This is a genomic window from Flavobacterium sp. PLA-1-15 (genome assembly GCF_049060005.1).
In the GTDB taxonomy this organism is placed as follows: Bacteria; Bacteroidota; Bacteroidia; order Flavobacteriales; family Flavobacteriaceae; genus Flavobacterium.
The window spans coordinates 63,762-87,330 of the sequence record NZ_JBMGQS010000010.1 but is presented as its reverse complement, the minus strand read 5'-3'; the positions used below and the strand labels follow the sequence as shown (position 1 = coordinate 87,330).

The 23,569-nt window shown below is 39.2% G+C and carries 15 protein-coding genes; 9 read left to right on the top strand and 6 right to left on the bottom strand.

The genetic code is table 11. The features are described 5' to 3' along the window. The first annotated feature begins 2 nt into the window (after window positions 1-2). The 6 genes from radA to ACI6PS_RS08280 all read left to right on the top strand — a co-directional run bounded on the left by radA (window position 3) and on the right by ACI6PS_RS08280 (window position 9,380). On the top strand, window positions 3-1,367 hold the full coding sequence (gene radA / locus ACI6PS_RS08305; RefSeq protein ID WP_421012092.1) for a DNA repair protein RadA: 1,365 nt from the start codon (window positions 3-5) through the stop codon (window positions 1,365-1,367). A gap of 88 nt (window positions 1,368-1,455) precedes the next feature. After that, window positions 1,456-3,417, top strand: a complete 1,962-nt coding sequence (locus tag ACI6PS_RS08300) for a transglycosylase domain-containing protein (RefSeq protein WP_421012091.1) — start codon at window positions 1,456-1,458, stop codon at window positions 3,415-3,417. Window positions 3,418-4,246: 829 nt separating this feature from the next. After that, complete coding sequence (locus ACI6PS_RS08295) at window positions 4,247-5,026, top strand: hypothetical protein (protein ID WP_421012090.1); 780 nt, start codon at window positions 4,247-4,249, stop codon at window positions 5,024-5,026. A gap of 178 nt (window positions 5,027-5,204) precedes the next feature. Then, window positions 5,205-6,809: a DUF4139 domain-containing protein gene (locus ACI6PS_RS08290; protein ID WP_421012089.1), complete on the top strand. Its 1,605-nt coding sequence runs from the start codon at window positions 5,205-5,207 to the stop codon at window positions 6,807-6,809. Window positions 6,810-6,875: 66 nt separating this feature from the next. After that, window positions 6,876-7,943, top strand: a complete 1,068-nt coding sequence (locus ACI6PS_RS08285; RefSeq protein WP_421012088.1) for an endonuclease/exonuclease/phosphatase family protein — start codon at window positions 6,876-6,878, stop codon at window positions 7,941-7,943. Window positions 7,944-8,015: 72 nt separating this feature from the next. Beyond that, on the top strand, window positions 8,016-9,380 hold the full coding sequence (locus ACI6PS_RS08280; protein ID WP_421012087.1) for a PQQ-dependent sugar dehydrogenase: 1,365 nt from the start codon (window positions 8,016-8,018) through the stop codon (window positions 9,378-9,380). A gap of 15 nt (window positions 9,381-9,395) precedes the next feature. Here the strand turns inward: ACI6PS_RS08280 and ACI6PS_RS08275 are convergent, their stop codons facing one another. From ACI6PS_RS08275 to ACI6PS_RS08260, 4 genes are all read right to left on the bottom strand, one after another. Beyond that, window positions 9,396-10,433: an NADP(H)-dependent aldo-keto reductase gene (locus ACI6PS_RS08275; protein ID WP_421012086.1), complete on the bottom strand. Its 1,038-nt coding sequence runs from the start codon at window positions 10,431-10,433 to the stop codon at window positions 9,396-9,398. Window positions 10,434-10,465: 32 nt separating this feature from the next. Then, on the bottom strand, window positions 10,466-10,981 hold the full coding sequence (locus tag ACI6PS_RS08270; protein WP_421012085.1) for a PAS domain-containing protein: 516 nt from the start codon (window positions 10,979-10,981) through the stop codon (window positions 10,466-10,468). An 86-nt stretch (window positions 10,982-11,067) separates the two neighbouring features. After that, on the bottom strand, window positions 11,068-12,150 hold the full coding sequence (gene dinB / locus ACI6PS_RS08265) for a DNA polymerase IV (RefSeq protein WP_421012084.1): 1,083 nt from the start codon (window positions 12,148-12,150) through the stop codon (window positions 11,068-11,070). An 11-nt stretch (window positions 12,151-12,161) separates the two neighbouring features. After that, window positions 12,162-14,234, bottom strand: coding sequence for a recombinase (locus tag ACI6PS_RS08260; RefSeq protein WP_421012083.1), 2,073 nt, complete (start codon window positions 14,232-14,234; stop codon window positions 12,162-12,164). 80 nt (window positions 14,235-14,314) lie between these two features. Here ACI6PS_RS08260 and ACI6PS_RS08255 point away from each other — a divergent pair, with 80 nt between their 5' ends. After that, complete coding sequence (locus ACI6PS_RS08255) at window positions 14,315-14,785, top strand: CYTH domain-containing protein (RefSeq protein WP_421012082.1); 471 nt, start codon at window positions 14,315-14,317, stop codon at window positions 14,783-14,785. 375 nt (window positions 14,786-15,160) lie between these two features. Continuing rightward, window positions 15,161-19,633 carry a fibronectin type III domain-containing protein gene (locus tag ACI6PS_RS08250; RefSeq protein WP_421012081.1) on the top strand — a complete coding sequence of 1,491 codons (4,473 nt, stop codon included), beginning with the start codon at window positions 15,161-15,163 and terminating at the stop codon, window positions 19,631-19,633. Window positions 19,634-19,687: 54 nt separating this feature from the next. On the opposite strand, the gene ACI6PS_RS08245 is transcribed toward ACI6PS_RS08250, so the two are convergent. Next, window positions 19,688-20,323, bottom strand: a complete 636-nt coding sequence (locus tag ACI6PS_RS08245) for a hypothetical protein (RefSeq protein ID WP_421012080.1) — start codon at window positions 20,321-20,323, stop codon at window positions 19,688-19,690. A 141-nt stretch (window positions 20,324-20,464) separates the two neighbouring features. On the opposite strand from ACI6PS_RS08245, the gene ACI6PS_RS08240 reads away from it, so the two are divergent. After that, window positions 20,465-22,789, top strand: coding sequence for a T9SS type A sorting domain-containing protein (locus ACI6PS_RS08240; RefSeq protein ID WP_421012079.1), 2,325 nt, complete (start codon window positions 20,465-20,467; stop codon window positions 22,787-22,789). Between the two features lie 362 nt (window positions 22,790-23,151). On the opposite strand, the gene ACI6PS_RS08235 is transcribed toward ACI6PS_RS08240, so the two are convergent. Continuing rightward, window positions 23,152-23,514, bottom strand: coding sequence for a hypothetical protein (locus tag ACI6PS_RS08235; protein WP_421012078.1), 363 nt, complete (start codon window positions 23,512-23,514; stop codon window positions 23,152-23,154). Window positions 23,515-23,569 lie beyond the last annotated feature (55 nt).

Here is a 23,569-nt window from a genome sequence, read left to right as displayed (position 1 = left end):
ATATGTCAAAAGTAAAAACGGCCTTTTTCTGTCAGAATTGTGGCACTCAATATTCCAAATGGCAAGGCCAATGCAACGCCTGCAAGGAATGGAACACAATTGTTGAAGAAATTATCCAAAAAGAAGACAAGAAAGACTGGAAAGCAATTACTTCTCCAGACTCAAAACGCGTTACAAAACCCTTAAAGATTCACGAGATTGACAGTGCCGAAGAAATTCGATTGGACACTCGTGATGGTGAATTGAACCGTGTTCTGGGTGGCGGCATCGTTCCGGGATCTTTGATTCTTTTGGGCGGAGAACCAGGTATCGGGAAGAGTACGTTGCTGTTGCAAATTTCTTTAAAATTACCTTACAAAACTTTATATGTTTCGGGCGAAGAAAGCCAGAAACAGATAAAAATGCGTGCCGAGAGAATCAATCCGCTGAGTGATAATTGCTACATTCTTACTGAAACCAAGACGCAAAACATCTTCAAACAGATTGAAGCCATCGAACCTGAAATTGTCATCATTGATTCTATTCAAACACTCCATACGGATTATATAGAATCTTCAGCAGGAAGCATTTCCCAAATCAGGGAAACCACCGCTGAACTTATAAAATTTGCAAAAGAAACCAATATTCCGGTCATTCTGATTGGTCATATCACCAAAGACGGAAATATTGCTGGTCCGAAGATTTTGGAACACATGGTCGATACGGTACTTCAATTTGAAGGTGATCGAAACCACATTTATAGAATCCTTCGTTCCTTGAAAAACCGTTTTGGCTCTACTGCCGAACTTGGAATTTATGAAATGCAAGGTTCGGGTTTGAGAGAAGTTTCAAATCCATCAGAAATCTTGATTTCACATAAGGAAGAAGAACTTTCAGGAACTGCAATTGCTACTACAATGGAAGGCATGCGACCGATTATGATTGAAATCCAAGCGTTGGTGAGCACGGCCGTTTATGGAACGCCTCAACGAAGTACGACGGGTTACAATGCCAAAAGGCTGAATATGATTCTGGCTGTTTTGGAGAAAAGAGCCGGTTTTAGATTAGGAGCCAAGGACGTTTTCCTCAACATTACTGGAGGAATTTCTGTTGATGATCCTGCGATTGATTTGGCCGTTGTGGCTGCAATCCTTTCTTCCAATGAAGATATTCCTGTTGGAAAAGACTTCTGTTTTGCGGGAGAAGTTGGACTTTCGGGCGAAATCCGACCCGTAAATCGTGTGGACCAGAGGATTCAGGAAGCAGAGAAATTAGGTTTTTCAACGATTTTTGTTTCGAAATACAATAAGATTACGTTGAAAAATACGTTTATAAAAATTCGTCTGGTTTCGAAGATTGAAGATGTGGTTGGAGAATTATTTGGATAGTAAAGCCTTTGTTAATTCTGCTTATTTAGTTACTGTTTTTCTATTTATAAATTATATTTGCGAGAACGAATACCCCTAACATACCCCAATGAGAACTAGAAAACAAAAAATAATAAGAGTTGTAATAGGTATCGGAATTTTTCTTGTGCTGTTAATCCTTTTATTTTTTGCTTTCAGAAATACCATTTTAGACAAGGCGATTGAAAAGATTTCTACTAAATTGGAAACCGATTACGACAGTAAATTTTCTGTAAAAGAAGCCACTTTCCAAGGATTGACAGGTGTTTCGATGAAGGAAATCACCTTGGTTCCAAAAGGTCAGGACACGCTTTTTAGTATTCAAAAGATGGAAACGAGTGTCAGTTTTTGGCACATTATTGTGGGCAAGGTCCAATTGGGAACGCTTCATGTGGACAATGGTTTTGTACAATTGGTAAAAAAAGGAAATGTCAAAAACTTTGAGGCTTTCCTAAAAAGAGATACACTATCGACTAATACTTCGGAGAAAAGAGATTATGCTGAATTGGCCTACAACCTTATTTCAAAAGGGCTCAACCTGATTCCGACGGATATGAACGTGAAGAATCTTGCGTTTCGTTTGGACGATAACGGCAAGAAATCCAATATCAAATTCAATGAATTGCGATTAGCCGATAAGCAACTCGAAACTTCCATTCGGGTGCAAACGAATACTTTTACACAGCGTTGGAAAATAAAAGGATTTGCCGACCCACGAAACAAAAGGGCCGATATTGCCTTTACCAATATTGATACCGGAGCCATTAAACTTCCTTATTTTGACGAGCGTTTCAACTTGAAATCGAGCTTTGATTCGATTCGTGTGAATGTGGAAAATATTGACATGAGTGGTGGAGAATTGCATATTGACGGTTTCTCTTCTATAAAGAATTTGAAAGTAAATCATGCGAAGATTGCCAAGAAAGATGTGGTGATTAAGGATGCTCGTTTTGATTATCGTTTGCTTCTTGGGGAAGATTTTGTTTCGGTGGACAGCAGTTCGACGGTGCAATTGAACAAGATAAAATTCAATCCGTTTTTGGAGTTTAATACCGAGGAGGATACAATTTACAAGATGAAAGTGGTGATTCCGCAGATGAAGGCACAGGATTTTATTTCGTCGCTTCCCGAAGGTTTGTTTACGAATTTTGAAGGAATGGAAGCCGAAGGAAACTTTGATTTCAATTTGAGTTTTATATTCAATAAAAACAAGCCTAATGATTTGGTTTTTGACAGCAAGCTCAACAAGAATGGGTTTAAGATTACCAAATATGGTGAAGCCAATTTGAGCAAACTGAACGGAGAATTTGTATATCGGGCAATTGAAAATGGTCGGGCGCAACGTGGTGTTTTGGTTGGAAATGCCAATCCGAATTATACGCCGTTGAGTGATATTTCGCCTTATTTGAGGAAAAGCGTGTTGACTACCGAAGACCCGTCGTTCTTTTCGCATAAGGGTTTTATAACGGAGGCCTTCAAGCAATCCATCATTCAAAATATAAAAACGAAGCGGTTCAGCCGTGGTGGAAGTACCATCAGTATGCAACTTGTGAAGAATGTTTTCCTGACAAGGGAGAAGACGCTTTCGCGAAAGCTGGAAGAAATTCTGTTGGTTTATATCCTCGAAAACAACCGAATTGTGAGCAAGGAACGCATGCTTGAGGTGTATTTTAATGTGATTGAATGGGGACCAAACGTTTATGGAATTGGCGAGGCTTCGAACTTTTATTTTCAGAAACATCCTTCGCAATTGAACTTGAATGAATGTTTGTTTTTGGCGAGTATTGTGCCACGTCCGAAGGGGTTTATGTGGAAATTCAATGACGAAGGGAACTTGAGGGATGGTGCGGTGAAGATGCAGAACTATTTGACGAATTTGATGTTGAGAAGAGGGGTTTTGACGGCTGATGATACCATCTATAAGTCGTTTCCTGTTCATGTTTCGGGCAGGGCTCGATCGTTTATACGCATAAAAGAAGTCGATTCTACTGTTATTGATTCGGTTGATGTGTTGGATGAGTTTGATTTTTAGGCTTTACAATATTTACTATACACTAAGAGGTGTGGATTGATTTCTGCAACTTTTTTTTGCTTGAAAGCCTTTACTGTCCCTCGACTGCGCCCGGGATGACATCAATATTGAGGAATTGGTTTGTAGAACGGTATTGGAGGTCCACTATTCAGGATTTTAGTTCCAGTAACGACATTTTAGTTCTACTATTCAGGATTTTAGTTCCAGTAACGATATTTTAGTTCAACTATTCGGGATTTTAGTTCCAGTAACGACATTTTAGTTCAACTGTTCAGGATTTTAGTTCCAGTAACGATATTTTAGTTCCACTATTCGGGATTTTAGTTCCAGTAACGATATTTTAGTTCCACTATTCGGGATTTTAGTTCCAGTAACGACATTTGAGTCCTACTATTCAGGATTTTAGTTCCAGTAACGACATTTGAGTCCTACTATTCAGGATTTTAGTTCCAGTAACGACATTTTAGTTCTACTATTCAGGATTTTAGTTCCAGTAACGACATTTTAGTTCTACTATTCGGGATTTTAGTTCCAGTAACGACATTTTAGTTCCACTATTTAGGATTTTAGTTCCAGTAACGACATTTTAGTTCAACTATTCAGGATTTTAGTTCCAGTAACGACATTTGAGTCCTACTATTCAGGATTTTAGTTCCAGTAACGATATTTCAATTCCAGTAACGACATTTTAATTCCAGTAACGGCATTTCAATTTCAGTAGCGCACTGCTTTTTATCTTATGTAAAAAAAATAATCGTTCTTCCCAACCTTTTCTGTTTTTTGATGCTCTATATAAAAAAGATCGTTTTACTTTTAAAAAAATTAGGCTATGAAAAAGACATTCAAATTAGAGATAAAAGCGCCCTGCGATGCTGATTTAGACGGAATGCAGAAAACGAACACGGGTTTCTTTTGTGATTCGTGTGCAAAGAACGTGATTGACCTCAGCAACAAATCCAACTATGAGGTTTCGAAATTTATAACCGAAACCAAGGACCGAGGTTCTATTTGTGCACGTTTAAAAACGACACAATTGGAAGAAGAATTTTCTATTTTGGAACCTACCAATCCTGTTTCGAGTTTGAAATATGCGGTGGCAGTGGCGGCTTCTGTTTTACTGACAACGAATGTTGCGGGTCAGGAAAAACCGGCTCCACAAGTAGAACAGACGCAACCGAGTGAATCATTTGCTTTGGGGAAAATTGCCTATCAGCAACCTGCTCAACAGATGGTTTCGTTTGTTTTGAAAGGAAAAATTATAGATGCCACAACTAAAAAACCAATTGACGACAAGCGGTTTTCAAAAATCACGGTATTTGTTTCGGGAGCTGAGAAAATGGTAGAAATTGACCCAAAAACGGGTGCTTTTTCGGTTCCGCTGACGGTTGATAAAAACCTGAAAGAACTGAGTATCAACTTTTCGAGCAACGATTATTATCTGGATAAAAGCTATAAAATTGATTTGAATGCGATTCGAAAAAACACCTTGACACTCAGCTTTGCGATTGACCCAAAAGATTTCAGAATGCTGAAAATTGCAGGCGGAATGGGAGTTATCTTTCAAAATAAATCACCGAATCCATTGGTTATAAATAATAAAAATATTTAACCACATAGAGACATAGGAAAAAAAGAACTGGATTAGACCAATTCTTGGCTTCACATAGCTATGATGACCTTTGTAAAATGAAATTTCTATTCTTATTTAGGCAGTAGACTATGTTTCTATGTGGTAAAAAAAATGGGATTACATTCTATAAGTTGAACCAAAACAAATTCTTAAAAACATGAAAAAGATTCTTCTATTGCTATTATTTCCGGCATTTATACATGCCCAAAAACCTGTCTTTACTACTGCAAAAGTAAAGGGCGCGACGGTTTATTTTAATTCTGCCGAAATTTCGCAGACCACATCGGCGGTTTTACCGAAAGGCACCAGTGAAATTGTGATTAAAAATGTAGCGGATTATTTGAACGAGAACACGGTTCAGATTGGAGCGCCATCGAACGTGACGGTTCTTTCGGTTCAGTTTACGAACAATTATATTTCGGAATATGAAATTGATGAGAATTCGCCGCTGATTAAAAAAGTGCGCGACAGCATTAATTTGGTTGAAAAAGAGCTTTTGAAAATCAATAATGCGAAAGATTCTGAGGCCAAAACCATTGAGTTATTGGACAAAAACCATCAGGTGAACGGCGTGAATTCCGGCTTGAGCGTGGCAGAATTGATGAAGATGGTCGATTATTACAAGGCTAAAAGAACGGAAGTGAGTAATGCGTATGATGCTTTGGAAGAGAAGGTAAAAAAGCTGAATGTTGTACTTTCTCGTTTGAAAAACAAACTGGAAATCAATACGCAGAAAGAAGACAAGACTTCCAAAGGAAAATTGGTGCTTCAGGTGATGAACGAGGTGGCTGGAAATGTGGATTTCAGCATCAATTATCTGACGAACAATGCAAACTGGAAACCGTTTTATGATTTGAGGGCCAACAGTGTATCGGCTCCGATTGAGATGATGTATAAGGCGCAAGTGGTACAGAACACGGGTATCGATTGGAACCAGGTGAAGCTTACGTTATCGAGCGGGAACCCGAATCAGAACAATCAGGCTCCTCTTTTGAGTGCTTGGTTTTTGAGGTATGGGTATGAACAAGAATATGGTTATTTGAATGATGCAAAGAGCAATACTTTAAATGAGGTTGTTGTTGTGGCTTATGGAACTCAAAAGAAAGCCAATCCTCAAGCTTCCGTCTCCAACTACACCACCATCCAAGAAAACCAGCTCAATATTTCGTTTGATATTGACATTCCGTATGATATTTTATCGAATGGAAAGGCGCATAGTGTGGCGTTGAAGGAAATCAATTTGCCGGCAACGTATAAATATTATGCGGCGCCGAGGGTGGAGAAAGAAGCATTTCTTTTGGCAGAAATCAGCGACTATTCTAAATACAATTTGTTGCAGGGAGAAGCGAATATCATCTTTGAAGGCATGTATGTAGGCAAGACATTCATCAACCCTAACCAAACTTCGGACACCTTGAATTTGAGTATGGGACGCGACAAGAAAATCTCCATCAAGCGGGAAAAAGTGGTGGACAAATCGGGTGTAAAATTCCTTTCTTCTAAAAAGGAACAGACTTTTACATACGACATTACCATCCGTAACAACAAGAAAGAAGCGGTGCAATTGTTGTTGAAAGACCAATATCCGTTGAGTTCCGACAAGGAAATTGAGATTGAATTGAAGGAAAGCGATGGTGCGAAAGTCAATACAGAAACGGGAATATTGACTTGGGATTTGAATCTGAAACCTAATGAAACCAAGAAAATCCGCATCAGTTATAGGGTGAAATATCCGAAAGACAGGATTATCGATAATTTATAATTGCAAAAATGGTGTCGCTCAAACGGCACCATTTTTTTCTTTATCTTTAGGCATCAAAACACACAGATGACTTTTCTTAAGATTACACTCTATATTTTTTCGGTTCTTGCATTGCTCACGGTACTTATTCCTTTTATCAAAAAAGATTTCTGGATGTTCCGGGTGTTTGACTATCCGAGATTGCAAAAATTCACCATCATAGGAATCGTATTTGTTTTGTGGATTGTATTTTTCCCAGAAACAGAAATCATATTTGATATTGTGCTGATGGTTTCACTTGGCGTTTCGTTTTTGTATCTCGGCTATCTGATCCTGCCGTTTACGCCTTTGGGAAAAACGATGATTGACCGTGTGAAACAGCCCGATGGAAAACAATGTTTGAACCTTTTGGTGGCCAACATTTACCAACACAATCGGAATTATCAGAAGCTATTGAACTTGGTTGAAAAGCGAAATCCCGATGTAGTTTTCCTTTTGGAAACCGACCAAAAATGGTTGGAAGGTGTGAAAACGCTTCGCGAAAATTATCCGTATCATATTGAAATCCCACAGGAGAATACCTACGGATTATTGTTTTACAGCAAGCTTCCGATAAAGCACCAGGAAATCAATTACCTGATTGACGAAGAAATCCCTTCGATAATTGCCGATGTGGAATTTGACAATCAGATTGTTCGTATCTATGGTTTGCACCCAACACCACCTGTTCCTCAGGAAAATCCGCACAGTACCGACCGTGATGCCGAGATCTTGATGATTGGCAAGATGGCGAAAGAATACGACAAGCCTTGCCTCGTAATTGGTGATTTGAACGACGTGGCTTGGAGCTACACTACAAAACTGTTCCTCAAATCGAGCGAGTTGCTCGACCCTAGACGCGGACGCGGTATGTACAGCACCTTTCATGCAAAATACAAACTCCTTCGCTGGCCTTTAGACCACTATTTTGTGAGCAGCCATTTCAGGTTGGTCGACATGAAAGTAGAAGAACACATTGATTCCGACCATTTTCCCATCAGTATCTGCCTGTTTATTTCGCACGAAGATGAGGAAGACAAGATGACCGCCGATGCAGAAGAGAAGGAATTGGTGGAGGAAAAGATTGAAGCCGGACTGAATGACGAACCTTTGTAGAAATTAACGTAACTATAAGAATTTTAGACAACTATATTGACTAACTTTACTCAAACCCCTTACTTCTATCATATGAAAACAACACTACTTTCTTTATTATTTTTCTGTTTCAACCTATCGATTGGCCAAACCCTCGGTCTTACTTCCTTTGCTACAGGGTTTACTGATCCGGTTGAAATTGTAAATGCAGGCGATTCCCGACTTTTTGTGGTACAGCAAAGCGGGCAGATCAAAATTGTCAGCGCTACGGGAGCAGTTACCGCAACTCCTTTTTTAAACATTTCTACACTTATAAGTACCGGTGGCGAAAGAGGTTTGTTGGGATTGGCTTTCCATCCTAATTATGCTACGAATGGTTTCTTCTATGTGAATTATACCAACACCGCTGGGAATACGGTAATTGCACGATATTCCGTAAATCCGAACAATGCCAATCAAGCTTTAACAACCGGAACGATTTTAATGACCATCAACCAGCCTTTCTCGAATCATAACGGAGGAACTATAAAATTTGGTCCTGATGGTTACCTGTATATCGGGATGGGCGATGGCGGCAGCGGTGGCGACCCGCAAGGTCACGGACAGAACAAAAACAGTCTTCTTGGAAAAATGCTTCGCATTGATGTCGATTCGGGAACGCTTTATACTTCTCCTTCTTCAAATCCGTATGTAGGCATTGATGGTGCGGATGAAATCTGGGCGATTGGATTGCGAAATCCTTGGAAATTTTCGTTTGACAGTCTGAACGGTGATTTGTGGATCGCCGACGTAGGACAAAATGCCGTTGAAGAAATAAACAAGGAAAGCGGCACTGTGGCAGGACTAAACTACGGCTGGAAATGCTATGAAGGAAGTGCGCCTTATGCTACTGGCGGTTGTGCTCCTATGAACACGATGACTTTTCCTTATGCCGAATATTCCTCTGCATCTGGAAGTCCGTACTGCTCTATTACGGGAGGTTATGTATATAGAGGGAGTACTTATCCGGCGATGCAAGGCAAGTATTTCTTTGCCGATTATTGCTCAAACAAGATTGGAAAAGTGGAGCTAGATGGTGCGTTGACGTTTTCAGGGACGATGCCTGGAGGAGGTTACACTTCTTTTGGCGTAGACCAGAATGGCGAAATCTATGTGGCTTCCGCTGATAATGGAGTAGTGTATAAACTGGTGGATACGAACCCGCTTTCGGTTACGGATAATGAATTGAAAAAATTTAAGATGCATCCAAATCCAGCCGAAGATGTATTGTATGTTTCGAATGTAAATTTTCCTGCAACCATCAACATTTATGATGTTACAGGAAAATTATTGGTTGATACCAAAGTGCAAAGCAACGAAACAGCCATCAATACCAGCGGATTGGATGCTGGAATTTATATGGTGAATGTTACCGATAATGCAGGAGGTAGCTCAACCTCCAAGTTGGCAGTGAAATAATATCTTTTTTAGCGGTTAAGGTGCAGGGTCTGGAATAAGACTTTGCACCTTTTCTATTTCCAAAAGAATTTCATCCGACAGGGTAACTTTCGTAGTATTGATATTTTCCTCCAATTGTTGCAAAGTAGTAGCACCTATTATGGTGCTAGAAACAAATTGTTGCTGTCTGATAAAGGCAAGCGACATCTCGGTTAAGGTCAAACCATTATCCTTTGCAATTTCATTGTATAGTGCGGATGCCTTTCTAGTATTTTCAGAATTGTATCGGGAGAAATTGGAAAACAATGTAATCCTTGCATTTGGTTGTGGCTCTCCCGTTAAAAATTTGCCTGATAAAACACCGAATGCCAAAGGAGAATAGGCCAAAAGCCCGACGTTTTCGCGGTGGCATACTTCGGCAAGACCCACTTCAAAACTTCTGTTTAAAAGCGAATATGGATTTTGAGTCGTAACGATTTTAGGCAGATTATGTTTCCTGCTTTCTTCCAAGAAACGCATCAATCCCCAAGGAGTTTCGTTTGAAAGCCCGAAGTGTTTTATTTTTCCTTCGTTGATTAATGCCTGAATGGTTTCTAAAACCTGTTGAATATTATCTTCCCAAGCTTCATCTTTTACTTTAAAACCGCGCTGTCCAAAGAAGTTTACATTGCGTTCCGGCCAATGAAATTGATACAAATCGATGTAATTCGTCTGAAGGCGTTTCAAACTTTTTTCTACCGAAAGACGGATGGTAGTATCATTAAACTGCAAATCTTCACGGATGTAAGGAAGTCCGCGATTAGGTCCCGCAATTTTTGTAGCCAGTACAATCTCGTTTCTCCTTCCAGATTTTTTGAGCCATGTTCCGATGATTTCTTCGGTGCTTCCGTAGGTTTTTTCACGGGCAGGAACGGCATACATTTCGGCCGTATCTATAAAGTTGATGCCCTTGTCTAATGCAAAATCAATTTGAGCATGTCCATCGGCTTCAGAATTTTGCTGACCAAAAGTCATCGTTCCCAAACAAATCGTACTGATTTTTACATCAGTTCCAGGCAATACAGTGTAGTTCATCTTTGTAATTTGAAAGTAGGCAAAAGTACTGTTTATGCCACTCTTTCGAAAGCAATAAAGTGGGAGAGTTGTCCTTTTTTATTGAAGACGGGAAAACCTTTTATCAAACAATCATAGGTTTCGCCCGATTTTCGGTAATTGACGATTATTTTTTCGAACGGCTTCTGGCTTTTGATTGCCTTCCTGATTTCCTCATTGGTTTCTTGTGAAGTGGCTTGGCCTTGGAAAAATTTCGGCGTTTTCCCAATTACTTCGGTGCTTTCATAGCCCGTCATCTTATTGAGATTATGACTTGCAAACACGATTTTCAAGGTGGAATCGGTAACCACGATTACATTTTCCTGTTGCAGTTCTTTTTCAAAATCAAATTCTGCAATCCAGTTATGCGAAGCGGTCATGCTCTCCAGTTCTTTCAAATCTGAGAAATCTTTATTGATGCTTTGAAGGAATGCTCCATAGAAATCCCACGAAACCAAAGGTAACCTGTTTACACTTAAATTGTTTAAGTAGTCGGATTTTGCTTTTTCATATTCAAGGAAATCATTCATAATAAGGATATTCTTTCAAACAAAGTTAGATTTAAAATCCATCTAAAAGGAAAATAAACACAAGTTTAACGGTTGTTTAGACTTGCTTAAAAGTCAAATTTCAATTGAACGGCAACGGTTTTCTTTTGTTCCGTATTTAGGTTATTCAACGAAATGCCTAACAGCCTGACGGAATCTTTCATGCGTTCCTGATACAACAATTCTTTTGCCGTTTCGAGCAGGAGCGATTTATCAGCTATAAAATAAGGCAAAGTCTTGCTTCTGGTTTGCTGTGTGAAATCGCTGTATTTTATCTTTAGGGTTACGGTTTTTCCGGCAACGTTGTGTCTTTTCAATCGCTTTTCGAGCTGTTCGGCAATGGCTTCGAGTTTTTCCATCATAAAAATCTCCGACGAAATGTTTTCGTCAAATGTATGCTCAGTTGCTACTGATTTTGCAATACGTTCGGCCTTGACCTCGCTGTTATGGATGCCACGAACCACATGATAATAATATGTTCCCGACTTCCCGAAATGTTTCTCCAAATATTCCTGCGATTTTGCCTTTAAATCAGCACCTTTAAAAATCCCGAGCTGATACATTTTTTCGGTGGTAACTTTTCCAACTCCATAGAATTTCTTGATGGGAAGTTCTTCCAAAAAGTCTAATATTTCATCAGGATTTACAGTTTTTTGTCCATTAGGTTTGTTGATATCCGATGCGACTTTGGCTATGAATTTATTGACTGATATTCCTGCAGAAGCCGTCAATCCGACTTCATAGAAAATCCTTTTCCGGATTTCCTGGGCAATCAAAGTGGCACTTGGATTTCCTTTTTTGTTTTGGGTCACATCGAGATAGGCTTCATCGAGCGAAAGCGGTTCGACCATATCCGTATAATCCCGGAAAATCTTGTGGATCTGTCTTGAAATTTCCTTGTAACGCTCGAATCTGGGACGTACAAAAATAATATGAGGACAATATTTCTTGGCCAGAACGCCGCTGATGGCACTTCTCACACCGAATTTTCGTGCCTCATAACTCGCCGCCGAAACCACGCCACGGATTTCGCTTCCGCCAACCGCTACGGGTTTTCCGCGAAGTTCAGGATTATCCATTTGTTCTACAGACGCATAAAAAGCATCCATATCTACATGAATAATTTTCCTGTCGGTGTTAAACGGATACATCTTTAAACTTGTTATTCTTCGTGGTGAAGGTAATTTTCCTCTACGGTTGTCTTTTGTTTCTTTTCAGTCGGAAAGAAGAAACTCATCGGTTTTCTTTTAAAGTGGTTCCAGATGGCGCTCGTAACAAAGCGAAGCTCAAAAATTGAAATATCTCTGGAACGGAAAGCCAATCCTAACGACAAACTGAAACTCACTAAAAAGTTCACCAATCCGATGACTCCTATACCGAAAATCCCCCAGAAAAGCATACTGTTGCTGACGATATGATTGGCACCATACAGTCCGAGTGCGAGATTTCCACTGACAAAGGTAATGTGTCGGATATCCAAATTAAGTCCTAAAAATAATCCGATGATGGCGGTGCTTCCCATAAAAACTCCAAACCAGAAATTGGAAATAATGCCGGCCCATCTTTTTTCATACAAATTAGCAAGCTTTAATGTTCGTTTCTTGCCTAACGTTCGTTTCAAGAAAGGATGTTCCTGGATCCTGAAATATACCTGACCATGTTTGTCCCTATTGGCGACACTTCCCGAGATAATTCCCGACAAGAATAAGAAGACACCTGCAATCGCAGCGTGGAAAATGGCTGCGGAATGTATCGGACTGATATCGGTGATAAGCTTCTCCCATTTCGAAGCGGCAATATTATAATCAAAAGCATAATCGATGAGCCAAATTCCCAAAAGCGAAACTGGGAAAGCCATAATCACATTCCCCACGAATGCTATGAATTGTGAGCGAAAAACCCTTGCAAAAAGAACTGCAAAAGCGCTGTATTTCTCAGTTTTAGTGCCCTGTTTTTTGTTGCCTTCTTCCAATGCCCTAACTAATGCAGTGGCCGTCATTGCAGGTTGCTTGGTTGCAAGTGTAAATCCCAATATGTAAATGGCGATGAACCCAAACGAATAGTTCATACTGTACAGAAATGCATGACCAAAATAACTCGTTTCAATTTTTCCGAGCAATACCTTGATGATGCAAAGCACTCCTACAATCAAACCACCACCGAGTGCGGCCAAAAACATCTTGAAATATTCCTTTCGGCTTTCGGTGATGTAATGTTCGCCTGTTTTGGCGGTGTGCTGTGTAATTTCATACGAAATCAATTGGGTGCTTTCGTTGATAAATTTTCTTACATTGTTTTTATAGCAATTGTATTTGATGAGTTCCAAAGCCAATAAAATACTGTTTTCTTTCTCATCCTTTTTATTTTCGACAACCAAAAGCGGAAGCAACACTTTCAATCGTTCCAACTGTTGACGGATCCTTAAAAGATTTTGATTTACGCGAAGTGAAATTCCGTATTTGGACGTATTACTGAAGGCTTTCTCTACAAAATCTTCACATTGCTTGTGCAAAACCTGTAATTGTTTATATGACAAATCATCCGGAGAAACCGAATAGATTGGACCAATTTTAATGCGTTCTTCAATTTCTAAAAGTTCCTTTTCAAAAGCGGTAAACGGGCTTTCATAACCATCAAATTCTGGAACCATTTTGATGACATCGGTTTCCATCGCACGACCGCTTATTCTTTGCGTAATCAAAGTCATCGAAATCATCAATTCTGAAAGTGGCGAAATAGGTTCGGCGGTTTGATAAAGAGAATTAAATTCTAGAACAGCATAAATCGCTTCCAATTGCTCAAAGGGAATTTTCTTCACCCAGATGATATCGGTTGCCTTATAAAAAACCTGGTTCAACACATATTCAACCGTATCTTTTTGTGGCTGATTGGGTAAAATCTTAGCGAAAATTCGTTTTTTTACCTCGAAAATAAAGTCGACATCTTGGAGGATGGCCGCGTCTGATAAAATTTTATGGAACTTCTTGTTATCTAGAACTTCTTTTATATAAGTAGAGAGGTTTTGGCTGTACGTTTTATTGACTTGCAGAAACAAAATCAATTCGGACAAATCGACCGTTGCTACTTTATTGGTTTTCAGAGGCCTTATAAAATGAATAAGTTGTACGAATAGCTCAAGGTTATCTTCTCTTTGACGCCATTCTTCCCTTTCATTAAAATTAGCGGCGATGAATTCCGTTATGGTCGGCTTGGATTTTGATTTTAAAAACTTCATTTTAATAGCGATTTCTGTAAAAATACAAATCCAAGCTAATAAAATTATTAACTTGCCCATAAAATTTATCAGACTTAGAAATGATTGAAATCGAACGTAAGTTTTTAGTTACATCAAAAGCTTTTAAAACTCAGGCTTCCGCCGAAAAAAAAATCTCGCAAGGATATCTAAATTCTGATCCTGAGCGAACAGTTCGTGTTAGAATTGCAAATGACAAAGGCTTCTTAACCATTAAAGGCAAAGGAAATGAAAGCGGTATGTCGCGATTTGAATGGGAAAATGAAATTCCGGTTGATGAAGCCAGCGCTTTATTAGCCTTGAGCGAAAAAGGCGCCATCGATAAAACCAGATTTGAAATAAAAGTTGGAAATCATACTTATGAAGTCGATGAATTTTACGGTGAAAACGAAGGTTTAGTCATTGCCGAAATAGAACTTTCTTCAGAAAATGAAGCTTTCGAAAAACCGGAATGGCTGGGTGAAGAAGTGACCAATGATGAGCGTTATTACAATGCCTACCTCAGCAAAAATCCATTTACATATTGGAAATAATTTCATAATTTCCTTTAAAATTTCATACAATATCTACAGTTCTACTACAATTAAAAAGCTTTCTATATTCCTAAGAAAGCATTTTAATCGTAGTTTTTTGTTTTTTTAAATGTGAGAACTATAAAAACACCCCCATTTTCTTTATTTCCTGTAATGGTAGTTTCTATTACGATTTCGGGTGCTTCAAAAATCGCTCAATCCCTTTAAAATCAATATTTGTCACTTTATTTCTTTAAAAATGTCACAAAATTTAGGGCATCAATTTTACCATTATGGTTAATTTAAATGCAACTTTGGAAAAGATTTTTTATGAAATGCCTATAATATTTCACAAAAATTTTTATTCCAACCTTTTTAACCAAAAAATTAATATTGATGAAAAAAATTACTTTTTGCGTACTGATGGTTCTATCAGTGTTCATGGGATTTTCTCAGGTAAGTATTGGTGTAGGCAACACCATCTACACAGGGCTTCCTTTTGAGCCCGTAAACCTGTACAGCTACACCCAAACCATCTATCGGGCTTCGGACATTAATGCTTCCGGAACAATTTCTTCACTGAAATGGCAATTTACTGGTGTTGACCAATTGGAAAACAGCCAAGATGTTACCGTTTACTTAGCTCATACCACAAAGAACTCTTTTGCTTCTGATGATGATTGGGTTTCTTTGAATGATTTGACTTTGGTTTATACCGGAGGTTTAGAAATAAATGAATCGGGATGGGTTGAAATTCCTTTCGATCAAGGATTTGCCTACAATGGAACCGATAATCTTGTTGTTGCCGTGAAGGAGAATCATCCAGGGAATGACAGTAACTACGATGAATTCTACAATAGTGTTGGTCCTGCCAACACATCGATTGCATCGTGGTCGCATTTTGCAGACATCAACCCTAATCCGGCAAATCCACCTTACGGAAATCGTATGCCGTATTATCCTAACATTATATTTGAAGGAATAACGCAGGCTTGCCCTACTCCTTTCGCAGTTCATGCTCATGCAGAAAATATCGGAACTACTACTGCAACTATTGATTGGGAGGCTCCTGTAAATATTCCATCAGGCGGAAGCCAGTATTTTATTTCAACAAGTGCTTTACCTCCTACTGATGACACTGAACTATCTGGAAGCATTGCATCTGGAAACAGCATCAGTTTGGAAAACCTAATTCCGGCAACGGCTTACAATATTTGGATAAGAAGTGTGTGTGCAAATGGTGTTTTCAGCCCATGGTCAACGGTACATACTTTTGTAACGGTTTGTACTCCAACAAATGCATTCTTTGAATCTTTTGATGAAGTTGCAACACCTGCATTGCCAACTTGCTGGACAAAAATTGTTAGGGGTGATAATTTGAACGAGTTTGCACGCGTTGAAACAGAAGGATATGGCGACACGCAGGTCATTCGGATGACAAACGGGAATTCGCAAGACCCGACAGATGAATTGTTGCTTATTGCTCCTGAAATTGGCAACCTAACAGCCGGAACACACCGTTTAAAGTTTTCTGCTTGGGACAAAGGTGGTGGCGGCGCTTTGATTAATGTACAAATAGTTACGCTTAGTGATAATACTCCTGATGCAACTTATACGCTTTATACCACTATTGATACGGAAAGTTCTTTTACGGGAACTGATTATATAGTAGATTTCACGAATTATGACGGAACAGATACCTTTGTTGGCTTTAAATTTAATGCTGCCAGCTGGGGTTCAATCGTTCATTTGGACAACATCCGTTGGGAACCAATTCCTCCATGTCCAGATGTAGATGCTACAACCATAGAAATAGATGAACTTGTTACGACAGAAAATACGGCAAGCATCTATTGGGGTACTGATGAAGTTGAAAGTTGGGAAGTATCTTATGGCGTTTCAACGCTTACCAACCCTGATGCGGGAACAATTGTTCCTGCTGCTGAACCTGCAAAAGAATTGACCACATTGACTCCAAATACTGACTATAATGTGTGGGTTAGAACTGTATGTGAAGAAGGAAACGGACATTGGATTGGACCAATAACCTTCAGAACACAATGCGAGGGTGTTGATGCCATCAATGAAAACTTTGATTCTTTGGAAGTAATTCCCGATTGCTGGAACAAACTTATAGACGGACCAACATTAGGATCACCAAGCATTTATTTGGCTTCAATCGATTGGATTTCCTATTCAACACCAAATACTATTAGTATTGGAAGTGGATATTCGGATACAGCTGGTGCAGACAATATTATTTTTGTTTCTCCAAAAATATCCAATCTTGGAGCCGGGACACATCGCTTTAAATTCCGTGCTTTCTCTGGCGGGCCATCTGCTGATGACATTCAAGTAGTGTTGCTAAACAGCAATAGATCGACAGAGGGAATGACCGTTGTAGGAACTTTTACTTCTACTTCTGGTATGTCTGGAGACATGATGGAATATGTGGTTAACTTTGATCAACTTGAAGGAAATACTGAGAGTTACATCGGAATACGCATGAATTCTTCCCTTCCAAGCGGAACACTTTATCTGGATAACATTGTTTGGGAGCCAATGCCTCCTTGTGCAGATACAGGAATTGTGAGTATTTCGAATATTGAAATTGACAGTGCAAAATTAAGCTGGACTCCTGGTGGAGACGAAACAATGTGGCAAGTTGCCTACGGACTTTCTACAGCAACTGATCCCGAAGCTGCAACTTTATTTACGACTACGGCTTTCGATGAAGAGAATTTAGTAGCAACGGCTAATCTTTCAGGGCTTGAAGCCAGTACAATCTACAAAGTTTGGGTTCGCTCAATGTGTGGAGAGGACGGAAATGGACAATGGTCGGTTCCAGTTACCTTCAAAACAGATTGTAACCCTATTGATGCTATAAACGAAAATTTTGACACTACAGCCAACAAAATGCTACCAGAATGTTGGTCAAAAATCTTAAGAGGTGAAACTTTAGCAAACGATGCAGTTGTTGAAGTAGCCCCAGTTCCAGCAAACTTGCTTCAAACGGCTCCTCACACGATTAATATTTTTAAATCAACCTCTGGAGTTGACGATGATATGATTATTGTATCACCTGAATTGACAAATTTGAGTGCAGGAACGCACCGTCTTACCTTTTTTGCCACTTATCTATATGCTCAAGGTTCTTTGCAGATAGGAACTCTGAACAGCAATAACCCAGATGCGGTTTTCACGCCTCTTGAAGATGTTGCAATAACCACAACTTCTGAATACTATACTGTTGATTTTGCTAATTATAATGGAACCGATACCTTTTTTGGTATTCGATTGAACAGTTCTGGAGCAAACACCGTTGCTTTGATTGACAATTTGAAATGGGAGCCAACTCCTTCTTGTGCAACGTTATTGAATGTTGAAGTTGTTGACATTACCGATGTTGGAGCAGAAGTTATCTGGACCACTCCTGGAGATGAAAATTCTTGGCAGGTAGTTCACGCACTTTCAACGGTAACAAGTCCTGAAGGATTAAATCCTGCTACAGCTACATTAAACCCGATGGCTTCCTTGACTGGTTTGGAAGATGCTACACAATATAATGTTTGGGTACGTTCGGTTTGTGGTGATAATTATGGCGCTTGGTTTGGGCCTGTTACGTTCAAGACGGATTGTACAGCTGTGACTGCCTTTAGCCAAAACTTTGACACGACTGCAACACCTGCTCTTCCAGAATGTTGGAAATCGATCAAGAGAGGAAACACATTATCATCAATGGCAGTTATTGAAACCAGCGGTATTGGTGCTTTTTCTGCTCCAAATGTTATCGTAATTTATAAAGGTACAAATGGTGTTAATGATGACATGATTATTGTATCGCCAAAAGTATCAAACGCGGCCGCAGGAACACACAAACTGATGTTTAGCGCGATGATGCAGAATGGTGCTGGTGCGTCATTGGAAATTGGAACATTGGATGGCTATACTGCCGATGCGGTTTTCACTCCTTATGAAAATGTTTCGCCAACGGCGGCCTATCAACAATTTTCTATTGACTTTAGCCAATATTCAGGAAGCGATCAATACATTGGTATCCGATTAAATTCTACTGCATTCCATACGGTTGCCTATATGGATAACATTGTATGGCAACCAGTAGCAGAAATGATTTGTCCTGCTGTAGCAACCATCAATGAAAACTTCGATACTACGGCTGTAAATACCTTGCCGGAATGTTGGACTGAAATTGTTAGAGGACCATCTGCAGAAACTTCGCTTGATGCGGTTACGGTTAAGGAAAGTACGGCAGGATCAGCTCCTAATGCAATAAATTTCTTTAAAGGTCTTTCGACACCTTCTGATGAGCAGATATTGGTATTGCCTCAGGTGAGCAATCTTGGTGCGGGAACGCATAAATTGAGTTTCGATGCGGCAGGACCGCCTTGCCAGATTGAAGTGGGTACTTTGAGCAGCAATTTGCCAGGAGCAATATTTGCTGTAAAGGAAACGATTACCATAACAGGTGTTTTGACGCAGCATATCGTTGATTTTACTGACTATGTAGGAACAAATTCTTACTTAGGACTTCGATTGGTTTCTGGAGATTCGCCTTTTGTATCGATGTATGTTGACAATGTGGTTTGGTCTTCGACACTTTCGACAGTTGGATTCAATACTGATAACTTCCGTTATTATCCTAACCCCGTTAAGGATGTCTTGAACCTATCTTATGATAAAAACATCACGAAAGTAGCTGTTTATAATGTCTTGGGTCAGGAAATAATGATCAAGAATATTGATGCAAATCAATCTCAACTGGATATGTCGTCGCTTGCGAGCGGTACTTATCTGGTAAAGATTATGGCAGAAAAAGCCGAAAAAACAGTTAAGGTAATTAAACAGTAAAGTTGGTTTTTGTCTTAATTATAGCCTCCGAGAGTTTTACTTTCGGGGGTTTTTTTATTTTCGTTTACCGAAGTCAATAGGATATTTGTTGCTGGTAAAAGCACCTACTACAAAACGATTGTCTGAAACTATTTGTTTGTAAAGCTCTTCGGGCAAATCATTTTTATACCGTTCTTTTGCCATTACCATTGTAATCTCAAAAAAGTAGTTGGTCTTTTCATCCAGGTAATATTCGATATCATGGGCTTCGTAATAACGTCTTCTATCCCAAAAAAAGATTTGTTCAAAGTAGCGCTTTTCCTTAGGATTGATATTCTCTAGATGGGCAAGGATTGATTTCGGGTTTTCCTTTAAAAAAGCCTTTTGAGTGTCGTTTAAAGGTGCTTCCCTTTTGTTGGGAGTCATCTTGCGCCAACCGTTGAAGACATTCCTTTCGATCAATATTTCTTCTTCAAATACTTTAAAGTAAGGCTTGCAACCAGTAGCACCCGCTATGCTTGGCACTATGCCATCAAGGTCTTGAAAAAACAATATTGTTTCCTCAGTAAGATTTTCGAGAACGTATCGGACTGTAAATGTTCGCTCATGGTTATCGCTGTCGTCTACAATTATGGAGTCTATCTTTAATTCCAACTGTTGTGCATTTGCCGAAAGGCCTATAAAAACCAGCATCCAGTAAAATCTAATCATAAAATTTTATTTAAACGGAAAACGAAAATACAAACACTTTGAATAATCACAAATTTGGTCTTAATAATTTATCAAAATCATAACTAAAAATCTATATCTTTGAGAATCAAAACCCACCAACTCATAACTTATCTTACTTATATGAAAAAAAACTACTTTACCGCACTATTGGTGCTTTTCTTGGGATTATGCTTTACCCAAAAAGGGTTTGCACAGCTTCCTATCGTTGCGAATGACGATGTGTTGGACAACATCAACGCTGCTCAAGGAGGTTTTTTCTATAATACCTTTCTTGGCAATGACACTTTAAATGGAAACAGCGTGAATACCTTTTCGGTAAATATTGAACAGGTTTCTACCACCGATCCGGGTGTTTATGTAACGCAAGGAGGTGTGCTCAATGTGGCTCCAGGAACTCCTGCAGGAACTTACACTATTGTATACAAGATTTGCCAATCGAATTTTACTTCTAACTGCGATACGGCTTCCATTACTGTAAATGTTTGCAATGTGCCTGCTCCAACTATTTTACCGCAAACATGCAGCATGCCTGCAGATGAAATTTCACTTAGCGACCTACCTGCAACCGGAAATTGGACCTTAACCCTGACTACACAGTGGCCATCATCCATACAAACTTTTTCAGGAACGGGCACCACCTTTACGATTCCTAATCTTGCCAATAACTATTATACAATTCAGGTAACCGACGCCGGCGGATGTGTCTCTCCTAATAGTGGTGTATCTGTAGGCTATTTGGGTGGTATGGATACTTCGATAGCAGGCACTTATCAAGACCTAAATGGAGATGCTATTGTAAATATTGGCGATATTATAAACTATCAAATTATCATCAATAACACTTCTACTTGTGAACTGAATGATGTGGCAGTCACCTATGAACAATGGGAAGGTGTTGCAACTATTTTTGGAAGTCCGGTTGCCTCAATTCCTGCAGGAGGAAGTGCGACTGTAACTGCTTTCTATCCTATTACGCAAGAAGACATCAATACCGGAGCGATAAACTTCAATTGGTTTGCCGTTCGAGGCGATTTGAATGGATATGAAGTATATTCAAAAGCTTTCGATCAGAACAGTATTCCGTTGAACATCCCAGACGGCTTTAAATTCAATGCTTTTATTGACAGTAACGGAAATGGCACGCAGGAAACCAATGAAGCAAATTTTACTTTAGGTTATTTTCAATATACCGTTAATGACGCTGCTACGGTGCATACACTTTATGGAAGCGACCCAATTGTTTATGAAAGTGGCCCTTTTATGACCTATGATGTAAACTTTGTAATTTATCCTGAATATGCAGGCTTCTATAACTTGGTTACGGCTAGTTATATGGACGTTTCCATTGTTGGAAATCCAGGCGTTACGACTTATAATTTTCCCATAACCGCTATTCCTTATCAAGATGTTGCCATCCATATGTATAATGGCACGACGGCAACTCCAGGTTTTCCGTATGTCAATTACATTACTTATACCAATAACGGCAACCAGACCATACCATCTGGAATGGTCTCTGTTTTGGCCGATGTTGCTTTTCCGATAACTGCATCTGAAACGATAACTGCAAATGTGAATGGTTTTACCTTCAACTTTACGAATCTTTTGCCTTTTGAAAGCAGAACGATGACCTTTTCAATGCAAGTCCCAACTATCCCGACGGTGGCTTTGGGCGATATTGTAGGTACTGTTGCAAGTATAACTTTTGAAGAAGCCGATGCTGTGGCAGGAAACAACTATAGCGTGGTGAATACAACCATCGTAGGTTCCTACGACCCGAATGACAAGGCCGAGAGCAACAATGGCAAAGTAATGCACGAATTATTTACAGAAGATCATTATTTAAATTATACCATCCGTTTTGAAAACACGGGTACAGCCAATGCTTTTACCGTTAAGGTTACGGATGTTTTAGAAGACAAGCTCGACGAAACTTCCGTTAGGATGATTGGAGCGAGCCACAACTATACTTTGACAAGAATTGGCTCTGAGCTGACGTGGACGTTCAATAATATTCAGTTGCCACCTTCGGTAATCAATACTCAAACAGGCCACGGTTATATTGCCTTTAAAGTAAAACCAAAACCAGGTTATGCGGTGGGCGACATCATCGAAAACACGGCCGACATTTATTTTGATTTCAATCCGGCGATTGTAACGAATACGGTCAATACCGAGTTTGTTTCGTTTTTGAATATCGATGATTTTGTTTCGAATGAATTGAAGGTATATCCAAATCCTGTGAAAAATTTGTTGAACGTTGTTTCAAACAAATCTACCGTTGAAAGCATTATGGTCTATGATCTTTTGGGAAAAACAATCCTTAGCAAAACCGTAAACGGAACGAATACAATGATAGACCTTTCTGAATTAACAGCAGGAATGTATATTGTAAAAGTAATTTCCGCTCAAGGCGAAAAAACAACAAAGATTGTAAAACAGTAATACCTTTTTTAATTCGAACAAAAAAACCCGTCTTGTTAATAACGAGACGGGTTTTTTATTCGATTTTTTCTACACGACTTACATTCTTGCTGACACTATTTACATTGTTGGCTGCGCTACTTACATTCTTGCTTACACTACATACATTGTTGCTTGCACTATTTACATTGTTGGCCGCACTACTTACATTCTTGCTTACACTATTTACATTGTTGCTTCAACTACTTACATTCTTGCTTGCACTACTTACATTCTTGCTTGCACTACTTACATTCTTGCTTCCGCTACATACATTGTTGCTTCCACTACTACAAAAAAATAAAAACCTCCTACAAATTTCCAAAGTATTGTTTTGTATAATATTATAATATCGATAATGAAAAAGTTTCCTCTCCTTTGTAATCGCGCCTGATTCTAATACGGTATGCTAAGTTTCCTTCCTTAATCATTGTCCTTAGTAGTCCGTTCCCACATCTTACAGGACTGCCCCAAGTTAATTTTTTACCTCTGTATAGCCCTGAAAACGAAAATGATGGAGCGTACCTCAATCCTTCTATAGGGAGTTCCATAACATAAACAGAATCAACCTCAATGTTTCCAAGTTCGAGCGTTCCAATCGTACAATCTTCAAGTCGCGCACCTGTATCATTGCGAAATGATATTCTTACTTGGGAAAAGATGGAACTGCAACAAAGCAATAGCATGATAATAACTGTCTTTTTCATTTGCATGTGTTTTTACTTGAGACGAGGCTAAAACCTTATTGTAACTTTTGATTGA